This window comes from Halorussus ruber (genome assembly GCF_004765785.1).
In the GTDB taxonomy this organism is placed as follows: Archaea; Halobacteriota; Halobacteria; order Halobacteriales; family Haladaptataceae; genus Halorussus; species Halorussus ruber.
On the sequence record NZ_SBIT01000002.1, the window covers coordinates 54,163 to 67,028 of the forward strand.

13 protein-coding genes are annotated in these 12,866 nt (G+C 62.2%); 5 read left to right on the forward strand and 8 right to left on the reverse strand.

Annotated features, from left to right (window positions below; all coding sequences use genetic code 11):
• Positions 1-4 precede the first annotated feature (4 nt).
• Positions 5-961 carry an AEC family transporter gene (locus tag EPL01_RS07420; RefSeq protein ID WP_135824630.1) on the reverse strand — a complete coding sequence of 319 codons (957 nt, stop codon included), beginning with the start codon at positions 959-961 and terminating at the stop codon, positions 5-7.
• A 105-nt stretch (positions 962-1,066) separates the two neighbouring features.
• Between EPL01_RS07420 and EPL01_RS07425 the strand changes: the two genes are divergently transcribed.
• Together EPL01_RS07425 and EPL01_RS07430 are read left to right on the forward strand one after the other, a co-directional pair.
• Entirely contained in the window at positions 1,067-1,342 is a 276-nt protein-coding gene (locus EPL01_RS07425) for a ribbon-helix-helix domain-containing protein (protein WP_135824631.1), read from the forward strand.
• Positions 1,335-1,619 carry a type II toxin-antitoxin system RelE family toxin gene (locus EPL01_RS07430; RefSeq protein ID WP_135824632.1) on the forward strand — a complete coding sequence of 95 codons (285 nt, stop codon included), beginning with the start codon at positions 1,335-1,337 and terminating at the stop codon, positions 1,617-1,619. The genes EPL01_RS07425 and EPL01_RS07430 overlap by 8 nt, the downstream gene beginning before the upstream one ends.
• A gap of 411 nt (positions 1,620-2,030) precedes the next feature.
• Here the strand turns inward: EPL01_RS07430 and EPL01_RS07435 are convergent, their stop codons facing one another.
• Together EPL01_RS07435 and EPL01_RS07440 are read right to left on the reverse strand one after the other, a co-directional pair.
• Entirely contained in the window at positions 2,031-2,936 is a 906-nt protein-coding gene (locus EPL01_RS07435; protein ID WP_135824633.1) for an acyltransferase, read from the reverse strand.
• A gap of 135 nt (positions 2,937-3,071) precedes the next feature.
• Complete coding sequence (locus tag EPL01_RS07440; protein ID WP_135824634.1) at positions 3,072-4,646, reverse strand: heme-binding protein; 1,575 nt, start codon at positions 4,644-4,646, stop codon at positions 3,072-3,074.
• A gap of 170 nt (positions 4,647-4,816) precedes the next feature.
• On the opposite strand from EPL01_RS07440, the gene EPL01_RS07445 reads away from it, so the two are divergent.
• A complete protein-coding gene (locus tag EPL01_RS07445; RefSeq protein ID WP_135824635.1) occupies positions 4,817-5,311 on the forward strand; it encodes a hypothetical protein in 495 nt (164 codons plus the stop codon).
• An 8-nt stretch (positions 5,312-5,319) separates the two neighbouring features.
• On the opposite strand, the gene EPL01_RS07450 is transcribed toward EPL01_RS07445, so the two are convergent.
• Positions 5,320-6,321, reverse strand: a complete 1,002-nt coding sequence (locus EPL01_RS07450; protein ID WP_168215836.1) for a twin-arginine translocation signal domain-containing protein — start codon at positions 6,319-6,321, stop codon at positions 5,320-5,322.
• A 147-nt stretch (positions 6,322-6,468) separates the two neighbouring features.
• Here EPL01_RS07450 and EPL01_RS07455 point away from each other — a divergent pair, with 147 nt between their 5' ends.
• Together EPL01_RS07455 and EPL01_RS21510 are read left to right on the forward strand one after the other, a co-directional pair.
• Entirely contained in the window at positions 6,469-6,993 is a 525-nt protein-coding gene (locus EPL01_RS07455; RefSeq protein ID WP_135824637.1) for a PadR family transcriptional regulator, read from the forward strand.
• Between the two features lie 144 nt (positions 6,994-7,137).
• Positions 7,138-7,290 carry a hypothetical protein gene (locus EPL01_RS21510; RefSeq protein WP_168215837.1) on the forward strand — a complete coding sequence of 51 codons (153 nt, stop codon included), beginning with the start codon at positions 7,138-7,140 and terminating at the stop codon, positions 7,288-7,290.
• A gap of 457 nt (positions 7,291-7,747) precedes the next feature.
• On the opposite strand, the gene EPL01_RS07460 is transcribed toward EPL01_RS21510, so the two are convergent.
• The 4 genes from EPL01_RS07460 to pyrH form a co-directional block, all read right to left on the reverse strand.
• Positions 7,748-9,562, reverse strand: coding sequence for a site-2 protease family protein (locus EPL01_RS07460; protein WP_135824638.1), 1,815 nt, complete (start codon positions 9,560-9,562; stop codon positions 7,748-7,750).
• Positions 9,563-9,677: 115 nt separating this feature from the next.
• Positions 9,678-9,998 (reverse strand): hypothetical protein, encoded by a 321-nt coding sequence (locus EPL01_RS07465; RefSeq protein WP_135824639.1) that lies wholly within the window; start codon positions 9,996-9,998, stop codon positions 9,678-9,680.
• A gap of 323 nt (positions 9,999-10,321) precedes the next feature.
• Complete coding sequence (gene lysS, locus EPL01_RS07470; RefSeq protein ID WP_394346243.1) at positions 10,322-12,124, reverse strand: lysine--tRNA ligase; 1,803 nt, start codon at positions 12,122-12,124, stop codon at positions 10,322-10,324.
• Positions 12,121-12,846, reverse strand: coding sequence for a UMP kinase (gene pyrH, locus EPL01_RS07475; protein WP_135824640.1), 726 nt, complete (start codon positions 12,844-12,846; stop codon positions 12,121-12,123). The genes lysS and pyrH overlap by 4 nt, the downstream gene beginning before the upstream one ends.
• Positions 12,847-12,866: the final 20 nt, after the last annotated feature.

Sequence of the window (12,866 nt, forward strand, 5' to 3'; positions counted from 1 at the left end):
GTTTTCAAATCAGCATCCCGGCTTTCAGCACCGCGATGAGACCCGTCAGCGTCACCATGCTGGCGATGGTGCTGGCGAAGATGGCGGTGCTGACGTACTCCGGGCCGGTGAGTCCGCCGTCGCCGCCCGAGTCGTACTCGATGGTCAGGATGAGCGGCGTGACCGCGGCGGGCATTCCGGTTTCGAGGACGAAGACGCGGGCCACCGCGGGATTGGTCCCGAGTCCGAGGAGCAGGGCGACCCCGACGCCGACCAGCGGCGCGACGAAGAGTTTCAGGCCGTTCGAGACGCCGACCCGCGAGATGGCCGCGCCGTGCTGGGTGTTGGCGAGTTGGATGCCGAGCATCAGCAACATTACGGGGATGGCGGCGTCGCCGACGAGCTTCAGCGTCTCCATCGCGGCGGTGTCTCCGGCGGGCACGACTCCGAGCCATCGGGCGGCCCACGCCGCGACGACCGCGTAGACCAGCGGGAGGCGGAAGACCTCGGCGAAGGCTCCTCGGAGGTCGGTCTCGTCGCCCCGCGAGGCCAGATAGACGCCGACGGTGTACATCAGGATGGACTGGCCCGCGATGAAGAGGACGGCGGTCGAGCGCCCGACCGCGCCGAACGCGAACGCCGAGAGCGGGATGCCGTAGTTGCCCGCGTTCGGGAAGGACGAGGTGAGGACCAGCGCGCCCAGCGCGGGTTCGGACTCGCCCAGCAAGCGCCCCACGCCCTCGGCCAGCGCGACCATCGCCAGCGTGAAGACGGCGACGGCGAGGATGAGTTTCGCGGCCAGCGTGCCGGACATCGAGGAGGTGGCGAGACTGTGGAAGATGAGCGCGGGCGTCAGGACGTAGATGGTGACGGTCCCCAGCGGGTCCACGTCGATGTCGCGGGCCTTCCCGAGGAGGAAGCCGACCGCCGCGACCGACAGGACCGGCAGGATGGCCGTCCCGAGCGCAGAGACGAGTGACACGTCTCGTGAGGTGGTGGTTCTGAGGTACAAAGGTGTCGAAGGCGGCGAGGTCTGAGCGAGACGAACCGGGAAACGCTTTTGAGATGGCGTATGTAATACGCTTGTATGTCGAGAACGAATACAGACGGTGGGGGCGAACCGGAGAAAACGAACATCAACATCCGTCTGACCGAGTCGTTCCTCGAAGACATCGACGCGACGTGGCACGAGGAAGGCTACAACAGTCGGAGCGAGTTTATCCGCGAGGCACTCCGTGATGCGGTCCGGCATCCAGACCTGACGCGCAAGAGTTGGAAAGAAATCGCCGCCGTCGAACACGCACGTCGGACGGGCGAGAGCGAGACGTTCTCTCGCGAGGAAGTTCTCGAAGAGGATGAGTGACGACGATTGGACGTGGAAGTTTCGCGCACCTGCGAAACGGACGTACGACGACTTGGATGCCCACGGGCAGAACCGCATCACCGACAAGCTGGACGAAATAGTGAACGACCAGTGGCGGACTCCGGACGACTATCTGGAACCACTAACCGGGGTCCCGTATTCGAAGCTCCGAATCGGGCAGTTTCGTCTCGGTGCGGACTGCGACCGCGCGACGAAGACACTGGATGTCTATACCATCGAGAATCGAGGTAGTGCCTACAAACCCGGTGACGACTAGAACCACCTCAATCTAACATATCTATTTATAGTCTAGACACAACAATACCTAATTCTAATATATGATGGTATTTTTCTAAGAATTAGAATTGTTCGTGGTTGGCGCGCGGAGTTTCGCTGAGCGTAGCGAAGCGAGGCTGGGGAGGATGAGGCGCGGTTGCTGTTGCAGTGGCGGTGTCGTGACGAGCGAGTCACGGCTCGTCAGAGCTTTGCTCTGACGGTGCTGTGCGGTTGACTCCTGTGTTCAAGTCTGAAGCTAGCTTCTCCCCAACTCTCCATCCCACGTCACCGATTGACAATCCCTACTGTTCACGTACTCACTATCACCCACACAATCGCTACGCTCACACCATCTGACCAACCGCTCCAAACCGTCGCAGAAAAGTCCAGAACTACCCAGAACAGCAGAATCTCATTCCTCGCCCGGTGGGTTCAGGTCGCGCTGGAATTCGTCGAAGACCTCTAAGTCCTCGGGTAGGTCGTACTCGATGCGGCGGTCCTCCTTCCGGCTCTCGACCTCGGCGTCCACCGGTTCGGCGACCTCCTCCCACCCGGGCTTGACCTTGACGCTCTTGGCTGGCTGACCGGCCGCGACGTGGTGGTCGGGCACGTCGCGCTGGACGATGGACTTGGCGGCGACGATGGTGTTCTCGCCGACGCGGACGCCCGCTCGGACCATCGCGTCGTAGGTGACGCGGGCGTCGTCGGCGATGATGGTGTGGTAGTTTTTGACCTCGGTCTGGTCCACCACGTCGTGGTCGTGGCTGTAGACGTGCGCCGAGTCGGAGATGGAGACGCGGTCGCCGATGGTCAACTTCCCGCGGTCGTCGAGATGCACGTCGTCGTGGACCACCACGTTGTCGCCGACGGTGATGTTGTGGCCGTAGGTAAAGGAGATGCCCTTGAAGAACCGGCAGTTGTCGCCGCAGTCCTCGAAGAGGTGGTCGGCCAGCATCGCGCGGAACCGGAGCGCGAACTCGACGTTGTCGGCCATCGGCGTGGCGTCGAACTGCCGCCAGAGCCACTGGAGGTGCTTAGACTCGCGGAACTTCTCTTCGTCCTTCTCGGCGTAGTACTCGCTTTCGAGCGTGGCGTTGCACGGGTCGTAGCTCTGGAGGCGGACCTCCTCGGCGGGCGAAACGCGCTCGCCGTTCTGCCAGCGCTCGTAGGCGTCCCGGTCGCCGTGGAGGTCGACCAGTACCTCCTCGACGATGGCGCAGGTGTCCTCGTCGCTGGCGAGTCGTCGGTCTACGTCGGCGATGAACTCCTCTAACGAGTGTTCCATCTCGTCAGGGAGCGTGACGTGTCGTTTAGTCATGGCGGGCAATCACTTGCTTATACTTGTCATCCGTACTTGATGGGGGTTTTGGTTGCGGCGGGGAGTGTGGAAACTTCGCCCGACGCTCGCCCGGACCGCGAGAAAGAAACCGCGCAGAAACCGCCAGCGAGCCGATTAGGCCAGGAAGACGTGGCGCGGGCGGTCGGCCAGCACGTCCCGACCCCAATCGACCGTGTCCGAGAAGGCGTCGCTCCGGAAGAAGGCCATCGCGTCGTCTTTCGACTCCCACTGGCTGGCGATGAACATGTCGTTTTCGTCCTCGCGGTTGACCAGCAGGTTCGATTCGAGGTGGCCGTCCGTGTCTTCGAGGACGCCACCGACCGTCTCGAACTTCTCCACGAAGTCCTCGCGCTTGTCGGGCTTGACGGTGTAGAACATCCCCATCGTGCCGAAGCCGCTCTCCTCTCCTGCGTGGCCACCGCCACGTTCACCGGCGCGGGCCACAATGCCGGGCAGGTCGGCGAGGAACCCGCCCGCGGTGTCGGCCGCGCTCTGGGTCTCCCAGATGCTCACGACCGCCGAGCGACTGCTGTCGGCCTCCTCGCGGGTCTGATAGACCGCGGTCTTGACGTGGGTGTCGTAGTGGTCGAAGTTCTTCCGGAGGCCGTCAACCTCCTCGAAAAGCTCCTCGGGGTCGGCCTCGGAGTAGAGGACCATGGCGTAGACGTCCTCGCCGTGGGGTTGGCCCGCGTAGATGTCGAGGTCTTCGAGTTCGCCCCGGATGTCGCCCGACTCGTCGGACTCCGAGTCGTCGGAACCGTGGTTGCCCTCGCTGTCGCCGTGGTGGTGGCCCTCGCCGCCGTGGTGGCTCTCGGAGTCGCCGCCTTCGCCGTGGGAGTGACCGCCCTCACCGTGAGGATGACCGCCTTCGCCGTGCGGACGGCCGGACTCGTCGGTCCCTTCCTCGGCGGGAACCGCCTCGCCCGCCATGAACTGCGGGAGGTCCTCGGGCGGGAACTGCCGACCGAAGTAGAACGGGCCGAACTCGGCGTACTTCGAGCTACTCTCGTCGAAGCGGAGTTCGTAGAGGAGGTCCTTGATGTTCGTCGGGTCGTTGCTGAACAGGTCGACGCCCCACTCGTAGTCGTCCATGCCGATGGACCCGGTGATGATTTGCTTGACCTTCCCGGCGTAGGTCTTGCCGATTTCGCCGTGGGTGTCCATCATCTCTGCGCGCTCGTCGAACGGCAGGTCGTACCAGTTCTCGCCGGGCGCGCGGCGCTTGTCCATCGGGTAGAAGCAGATGAACTCGCTGTCTGGAATCTCGGGGTAGAGTTTGCTCTCGGCGTAGCGGGCCAGTCCCGTGTCCTCGATTTCCTCGGGCGGCTTGGTCATCTCCTCGGAGGTGTAGCCGCCGACTTCCGTGACCGAGACGTAGGAGTTCGATTGGTCGGTGTACTCGGCGAACGCGGTGTCCTCGAAGGCGCGCTCGGCCGTGTCGAGGTCGGCCATCGTCGGTCGGTAGTGGACGACCAACAGGTCGGCCTTGTGACCGAGCATCGAGAAGATGGCCGAGGAGCCCTCCTCGGCGTCGGTCACGTCCACGCGATTGCGGAGGAACGAGACGCCGTCTTCGAGCGCCGCCTCTCGCTCTCTGTCGGGCGCGGAGCGCCACGCGTCCCAGTCGATAGTCCGGAAATCGTGTAGCGCGTACCAGCCCTCGTTCGTCGCCGGGGGTTCTCTGGTCATATCTCCCTCTCGGTTCTGGGGCGGTAATAGGTTTTTGAGTTGTACGCGACGGAAAGCCGAAGGGTTTCCATCACCATATCACTTAATATCTATTATATTACCAAATATATTCTGAAATACCGGACTATATTACACAGGAGTTTATTATTATCCAACTGATTCGGTATCGTATGCCGCCTATAGAAAAGAAACGGCGAAGAGTTATCTTACTCGCGGGTGGGATGATCTTCGGGAGTTCGGGATGCCTCTCGAACTTGGAATCACTATCCGGTCGAGACGACCGCTCTCGTTCAACGACAGACAATCAGAAGCCGATTTTGGAATACGTCGTTCTAAGCAATCATCACTCGGAACCCCACGCAGTTACGCTCAGTATCGAGCGTCAGTCGGAGACAGTCCACGAGCAGACGTATCACGTACCGCAGTTCGACGCCGACTCGGATGTGGCCGGGACAAAAATCATCGAACCGCCGACGTTCGACCGAGAGCGTGGCGATTGGACGGTGGGCGCGACACTCGATTCCGGTTCCGAACAGACTCGTCTCGATTTGACAGACGTACCGCACGAGGGCGGTTGTATAAACGTTACCGTTCGGATCACCGAACAGGGCAAGTTGACAGCACTAAACGATACGCCCGACTGCACGACCACAGAAAAGAAGTAGAAACGGACTTACTTTCGGAGTGTAATCGGAGCCTTGTGCGCGAAGAACACCGGCTTACCCCGTTTTATCCTGTCCTGCAGTCGATTCATTTGGGCCGGTCCGAACCCGAGTGCTTTCCCACGCGGTTCGATTTTCCCAGCAGGAATCTTCTCAACGAGCCATCCCTCCTTCGGCCGGAATAGCGTCGTTCCGAATTTCGTTTTTTCTGAAGTTGTGGACGTAGTGAGCGTCCCGACGGTTCCTTCTGTCGGAGTGTAACTATCGTTGAGTTTGAAGTTGAACGTTACGCTACAATCTTGGTCGAGGTATCCCCACGATTCGGTTCCGATGTCGAAGTGACTCTCACCCTTCGTACAGGCCTCTATCCACCGAATATGGGAAGCATCCGCATATCGGTTATTGTAGTCCCACGTATCCGTTATCGCATAGCTACCGCTGTTGTCGCCCCAGTTTCCAAGTTTAGAGAGGGTCTGGGCGGCAGTCCACGCAAACTGCGTTACCGGATTCGCGGACACCAATTTCGAGATGGCATCCTTCACAACTGCTTTTAAGAAGTCGTCGTGATCGTGATTGTCACTATCGGGTACGGGTGCGGCCCCGTAATATTCAGGTAGATATGAGGCTTTCAGATCGCTAAGCCCTCCCGATGTGACCCATAGCTTGTGCTTTTGTACAGTTGGAACGTGTTTGCTCGGGTCGTTCGTATCGCGACCAGAGAGTGTCGTACCGATACGGAAGTCGTGACACCATCCTTCGCGGTCTCCTTCCCAAGTTGCACCGTACCAACCGACTGATGTACTGTGATACTGACCGAAATCCCACGTATTACCGATTTCTGACGAGTCATTCTTCTCCCAATGCTCTTGTGGATCCGACACAGCAGCAGCGAGAGTCGCCTCGTGTGCTGTTACTCCGAGCGATAGGACTGCACCGCTGATACCGGTGGTCGCCGTTTTCTTTAGGAACGATCTTCGAGTTCTTCCATTCCTAGTTTCTATCTTATTCGACATCCAATTCTGTAAATTCATGGCTTTATTATATAATTTTATGACTTTTAGAGACATGTCATTTTAGATTTCTAATTGTCAGTATGACGCCGAGCCGAGACACTTCCCCGACCGAAAACCTTTCAAAAGCACGGTCGGAATCTTCGGCCAATGCGGAAAAGCGGCCCGCCGAAAGGCCTCATCGCGTATCTCGTACTCGAACTGCTGGACGAGAAGCCCCGATACGGCTACGAGATACTCAAGGAAATCAAGGAAATCAGCGGCGGTCACTGGGAGCCGTCCTACGGCTCCGTCTATCCGATTCTCTACAAGTTCGAGGAGAAAGGCTGGGCCCAGCGCATCGAACGCGAGGACGAACCCGACCGCAAGTACTTCGAGCTCACCGACGCGGGCCGCGAGGAGCTACAGGAAAAACGCGAGGAGACCGGCGGCAAGGCGCGGGACTTCGCGGACGTGATTCTCGGTTTCTACCACGTCTTCGCCGCCTTCGCCACCGACGACCGCTTCGAGGTCGAGGACCGCCCGAACGAGTGGCGGTTCGACGAGGACTTCAACGGCTGGATTGTCGAGCAACTCATCCGCCACTACGAGCGGGACTTCGGCGACTTCGAGCGAATCCCCGACACGCCCGAGGAGTTCGCCGAGCGGATGGGGCTGGAGGAAGACGAGGAGTAGTCGGCGCGGCGTCGAGAATCGGGATTCGTTCTTTCGACATTGTTTTTATTTCTTTAACGGTTGCGTAGTTATCTCGTCCGGACGCAATCGGCGACCGATTGCGTCCGAACGTTTTTGTAGCAAAGCGCGGAACACGTAGTCACGATGGCATCTTCTGACGCGAACGCCGACGTTTCCGACGAGGCCGAGGGAGTGGCAGACGACGACTCCGAGGAAGAACGCGAATTTCTCGGTGCAGGGCCGGAAGAAGGGCTAAAAAAGAACTCGTCCGCCGACGAAGCGTTCTCTTCCGAGTAGGTCCCGACGCCCGTACATTTAAATCGGAAAACGGGACCAACGCTCCCCAGAATTACACGTGCAACGATTAGTTTACTATCTCGAAGACGCACGAGACGCGCTATCCTCGCTCGACGGTTCTCGCGAGACGCGAATCCGAAATAAACTCGAATCGTTTCTCGACACGCCTCGAAGCGCGTTTGCAAAGCAACTCGCTGGGCACGTTCGGCAGGTGAAACACAGGGGAAGCAAAACGCGAGCGTTCGTCACTTGGTGTCGCGGTCACTTTCGAGAGGTACTCGTCGTCCACGCGGTCTATCGAAAACGGAACGAAGACCGGTTTTTCGACTACCTTCAAGAGTACAACCACGAGGGAAAACAGTTCGCAGACCGATTCCGAGAACTCTCCGACGAGGAGTTCGAAGCGTGGAGAGCGTCGGCCAAAAACCGAAGCGACGTCTTGTTGGTCGAGTCCTGACTACCCCGACAGCAGTTGCGGCCCGAACACCATCAACAGCAGACTCACGAGCATCACGAGTCCGATGGTCGTCGTGACCATCGTCGTGAGTTGGCGGCCCTGACTCGTCGGCAACCGCGAGACGACCGCCTCGGTCCCCATCCGGAGGATGTGACCGCCGTCGAGCGGGAAGGCCGGGATGCAGTTGAAGAACCCGAGGTTGAGGTTCACCCACCCGGTCCAGAACAGCAGGTTGGCCAGCAGGAACAGTCCCCAGTCGCCGAGGAAGGAGAACGGCCCGCCCGCCGCGGTGTAGAAGCCGCCGTTCCACGCGACGAACCCGGCGAAGTTGTACGAGGCCCCCAGCGAGACGCTGGCGAACGGGAGCAGGAGGACGCCGAAGATGCCCGAGAGGAAGGACAGAATCGGACCGCCGATGCCCGCGAGTTCGCCGAAGCGACCGCCGAGCAGGCCGAGGTACTGACCCGCCGGGTAGAGTTCGACGCCGACGCTGTTGAACGTCACGCCGCTGTAGCCTTGGACGGGAAGGACGCCGACGATGGCGTCGCCCGCGTTGTTCTCGCCGAGCGTGATGTCGTACTGCTGGCGCTCGTAGCCGCCGGAGTTACTCGCGGCGTAGGCCGTGACGTTCACGGTCTCGCCCGATTCGTACCGGTCGGTCGCGGACCGCAGGTCGCTGGCGTTGAGGATTCGCTGGCCGTCGAGCGACGTGACGACGACCGACTCGCCCGACGGAAGCCCTGCCTGCGCCAAGGGACCGTCGGACTGGACCGTCGCCAACACGCCGACGGGACCAGTCGTCGTCTCGCCGCCCTCGGTTCGCAGGGTGACGACCTGCTTGTCCGCGAGCGCGTTCCGGAACTTCTCCTCGGTGTAGACCGTCGTGCCGTCGACCGCGGCGACGGTCGTGGTGTCGTCCGCACTGACCGAAATCGCCGAGGAGAACGGCGAGTCGGGGTGGACGCCGGTCACGAGCAGGGAACGCTGTAACTGCTTTTCGGTCCCGTCCGCCAACGTCACCGACACCGTCCGACTCTCGGCGCGCGAGAGGACCGCGTCGAGGTCGGCGTTGCTCTCGACTTGCTCGCCGTCCACCGAGACGATCCGGTCGCCCGGCCCGATGTCGGCGGCCTCGGCGGCCGAACCGGGGAGCGACCCGCCGATGGCCGCGCCGGGCGCGACCGCGATGGAACCGACGACCGGCCCGAACAGCAGGAGGAAGGCGACCAGCGTCACCGCGAAGTTGTTGGTGACGCCCGCGGCGAACATCCGGCTCTGGCTCCCGCGGTCGGCGTCGGCCCGGCTCTCCTCGTCGGGTTCCACGAACGCGCCGACCGGGAGGACGGCCAGCGCCGCGATGCCCATCGACTTGACCTCGATGTTCTCGACCCGACACATGACGCCGTGGCCGCCCTCGTGGACCACGAGGCCGACCAGCAGGCCGAACAGGATTTCGGGCGCGACGGAGAGCGGGAGGAACTGGTTGACGCCCGGAATCACGAGGACGTTCCGGGGCTGGGTCGCCGGGGTCGCTGGCGGCGGATTTCGGACGACCGCGATCGCCTGCACGAGGAGCAGCAGGAAAGTGCTGACCATCACGACCAGCGCGATTCCGAGACCGAAGTTACCCCACGCGCGCCAGAAGCGTTTGGGCCTGGCGAGCCAGTTCAGCAGCTTCTTCCCGCGTTTGGTGTGAATCGTCAGAATAGGCCCCTGAAGTCCGATATACGACGGCAAAAGCCCTTGGGAGTCCAGCGCCAGCACTCCGAACCAGTAGAGTGCGATGCCGACGACTACCCACACGAGCGTGTTCATCGGGTGAAAAAAGGGACGCACCGGTCAAAGGCGTTTGGGAACGGCCCGAACCGACCGCAGTCGAGGGCCGTCTCGGTTACCGACTGCGAGGACTACCTTACTTCGACTGCGAGGACTACTCGGCGGTCTGCCAGTCTTCTTCGAGTTCCTGTTGCTGGGACCCGGACTTGCGGCGCTGACGGAGCTTTCGGGCCGCGGCGACGCCCGCCGCGGTCCCGCCGAGGAGGACGGCCCGGCGACCGTACCGTCGGATGCGGCTCTTACCGCCCGACTCGGAGGACTCGTCCGCCTCCTCGATTTCGACCGACTCCGCGGCCTCGACGGCCTCGTCGGGGTTGACCGTGGCCTCGATCTGCTCTTCTTCGACCTGTTTCTCTTCGACCGATTCGACGCGCTTGAGCGCGGGTTTCTCGAGGTTGAGTTCGATTATCGCCATAGTATAATCTCCGTTGGGTCGGTGCGAGCGCCGACTGCATCGCCCGACTTTCCAACTACAGTTAACCGCGGCTAACCACTTTGTTATGCTGGCCATACTTCGAGCGTCGCCGCCTACAGGGTGTGTATACGTCACACGGACTCGTAAAGAGAGCTGATACTTTCGAACGAGAATCGGATATTTCGAAAGACACGCCAAAAAGGCGCTGCAATCGGCCGACGCGGCCTCTCGGAGTCGCGCTGGCGAGGAGGAGACGCGAGGTCGAGTTAGGCGCGAGCTAAACCCCCGAGCGACCCCCAGAAGGCAACGTCAAGTCGGCGGCGCTACTCCTCGCGCCGGAGGCGGGCCAGCACGAACTGTTTGTCGAGTTTGGCGAGGAAGGGACCCAACTTCGGCCCTTGGTCGTCGTCGAAGAAGAGCCGATAGCCGACCGAGAAGAACTCGCCGATGTCGATGTCGTGGCGCTTGGCGGTCTCGTAGATTTCGCCCTGAATCTCGTCGGGGTCGTCGTGATTCTCCACGAAGTCCGCGAGTTCGTCCAGCGCGGCCTCCGTGTCGGCGTCCAAGTCCACGTAGGGCATCTCGGTGCGCTTGAGTTCGTAGTCGAACTCGTTGCCGGTCCGACGTGCCCACTCTCTGGCGCGTTCGACCCGCGAGAGCGCCATCTCGACCGCCCACTCGGGCTCCTCTGCGAGGTGGCCCTCGCGGCGGGCGATTGCCTCGCGGAGGTCCGGGTCGTCGGTCATGCCGAGGACCGCCGCGAAGGTGTAGGGCAGACGGACGCGACTGTGGAACGTCTCGTCTATCACTTCGTCGTAGGTCTCGCGGTCGGCGTCGGCGACCGGCACGCTTCCGGTTTCGGGGTCGGCTATCGGGGTTCCGTCGGTCTCGAATCGGGCCGCGATGGTCGGCCGGACGACCGGCGGGTAGGCCGCCGCGGCGATTTCCTCGTCTGTCTCGCCCGACTCCTCGCCGAAGTAGGCGCGCTCGAAGGCGTCGAACTCGTCCACGAGTTGGTCCAAGTGTTCGACGCTGAAGTCCCGGGCCTTGCTCGGGTCCTTGGTGAAGAAGTACCGCAGGACCTCTGGTTCGAGCATTTCGAGCGTGTCCTGAACCATGATGACGTGGCCCGAGGACGAGGAGAACGGTTCGCCGTCGAGGGTGAACCACTCGTAGGCCATCGGGACCGGCGGCTCGATTTCGAAGACGTTGCGGGCCACGTCCGACCCGCTGGGCCACGAGCCTTCGGCGTGGTCCTTGCCGAAGGGTTCGTGGTCCACGCCGAGGACCTCCCACTGGGCGGGCCACTCGAAGCGCCACGGGAGTTTGCCCTCGCGGAAGGTGGCGGTGCCCTCGTGGCCGCATCCCTCGATGGTCTTGTCGCCAGCCTCCATGTCGGTGCAGACGTACTCGACGGTGCCCGCCTCGGTGTCCACCGAAGTCACGGTCTCGGTGATTTTGCCGCACTCCTCGCAGATGGGGTTGAAGGGGACGTAGTCTTCGTCCACCTTGTCCTGATAGTGGCCGAGGACTTCGCGGGCCTTCTGTTGGTTGTCGAGGAGGTACTCGGTCAGCTCCTCGAACTCGCCCGACTCGTAGAGTTCGGTGTTCGAGACCATCTCGACCGGGATGCCGAGCAGTTCGGCGCTCCGCTCGATGAGGTTCGAGAAGTGTTCGCCGTACGAATCACAGCACTCGAAGGGGTCGGGAATCGCGGTGTAGGGTTTGCCGAGGTTGCGCCCCAAGGCTCCGGCGTTCACGTCGCCGAGGTCCACGACGTTGCCGTCCAAGTCGGCGAGCTTTCGGGGGAGCTTGCGGAGCGGGTCGCGGTCGTCGGCGGTGAACACCTGCCGGACCTCTCGGCCCCGGTCACGGAGGGCCTCCGCGACGAAGTACCCCCGGACGATTTCGTTCATGTTGCCCAGATGCGGGACGCCCGAGGGCGAGATGCCGCCCTTGATGACGATGGGGTCGTCCGGGTCGCGGTCCAGAATCTTCTCGGCGACCGACTCTGCCCAGAACGGGTGGGGCTGTGGTCCCTGTAGGACGTAGGGGTCGTCCTCGGCGTGCATCTCGCGGGCAGTCGAATCAGCTTCCTCGCTGGACTCGGTTGCGTCGTCGCTCATTCTTCGTCTCGGACCCAGTAGGTCATCTGGTCGTCCGCGCCTTCGGGCACGATGTCGGTGCCGTCGTGTTCGCCGTACCGGACCGCGTCGGCGATGCGCTCGGGTTCGGTGCCGTCTAAGACGATGGTTCGGACGCCGGACCGCTCGATGAGTTTGGCCGCGACCAAATCGACGGGGGCGGAACTCCCGGCGGTCAGTTCGATGCCCGCGATGACGTCCACGAGTTCCCCGGCGTCGAGTTGGTCGAACTTCTGGGCGTCCTCGACCTCGTTGGGGTCGTCGCTGAAGACGCCGTTGACGCTGGTGGCGTAGACCAACAGGTCGGCGTTGACGTACTCGGCGAGCGCCGCGCTCACGGCGTCGGTGGTCTGGCCGGGCGTGACGCCGCCCATGACAGCGATGTCTCCTCGGTGCATCGCCGCGCCAGCGGACTCGTAGTCCTCGGGCGGACTCGGCGCGGCCTGCTCGGAGAGCGCCGCGATGAGGAGGCGGGCGTTCAGCCGCGTCACGTCGATGCCGATGTCGTCGAGTTCGATCTCGTTGGCTCCCAAGTCGCGGGCCGCGCCGATGTACTCCCGCGCGACGCCACCGCCACCGACCACCGTTCCGACGGTGCAGCCTTCGGCGGCGAGGTCCTCGATTACGTCGGCGTGGTCGCGTACGCGCTCCGAGCCAAGGTCCGGCGCGAGTACGCTCCCGCCGATGGAGACGACTACTTTCATTCTGTGGCCGAGTAGCCCGG

What these genes read in the sequence shown, in the direction of transcription:
- EPL01_RS07425 (WP_135824631.1), top strand. Translation starts at nt 1,067, where the DNA reads ATGTCGAGAACGAATACAGACGGTGGGGGCGAACCGGAGAAAACGAAC.
- EPL01_RS07430 (WP_135824632.1), top strand. Translation starts at nt 1,335, where the DNA reads ATGAGTGACGACGATTGGACGTGGAAGTTTCGCGCACCTGCGAAACGG.
- EPL01_RS07435 (WP_135824633.1), bottom strand. Translation starts at nt 2,936, where the DNA reads ATGACTAAACGACACGTCACGCTCCCTGACGAGATGGAACACTCGTTA.
- EPL01_RS07440 (WP_135824634.1), bottom strand. Translation starts at nt 4,646, where the DNA reads ATGACCAGAGAACCCCCGGCGACGAACGAGGGCTGGTACGCGCTACAC.
- EPL01_RS07445 (WP_135824635.1), top strand. Translation starts at nt 4,817, where the DNA reads ATGCCGCCTATAGAAAAGAAACGGCGAAGAGTTATCTTACTCGCGGGT.
- EPL01_RS07450 (WP_168215836.1), bottom strand. Translation starts at nt 6,321, where the DNA reads ATGTCGAATAAGATAGAAACTAGGAATGGAAGAACTCGAAGATCGTTC.
- EPL01_RS07455 (WP_135824637.1), top strand. Translation starts at nt 6,469, where the DNA reads ATGCGGAAAAGCGGCCCGCCGAAAGGCCTCATCGCGTATCTCGTACTC.
- EPL01_RS21510 (WP_168215837.1), top strand. Translation starts at nt 7,138, where the DNA reads ATGGCATCTTCTGACGCGAACGCCGACGTTTCCGACGAGGCCGAGGGA.
- EPL01_RS07460 (WP_135824638.1), bottom strand. Translation starts at nt 9,562, where the DNA reads ATGAACACGCTCGTGTGGGTAGTCGTCGGCATCGCACTCTACTGGTTC.
- EPL01_RS07465 (WP_135824639.1), bottom strand. Translation starts at nt 9,998, where the DNA reads ATGGCGATAATCGAACTCAACCTCGAGAAACCCGCGCTCAAGCGCGTC.
- lysS (WP_394346243.1), bottom strand. Translation starts at nt 12,124, where the DNA reads ATGAGCGACGACGCAACCGAGTCCAGCGAGGAAGCTGATTCGACTGCC.
- pyrH (WP_135824640.1), bottom strand. Translation starts at nt 12,846, where the DNA reads ATGAAAGTAGTCGTCTCCATCGGCGGGAGCGTACTCGCGCCGGACCTT.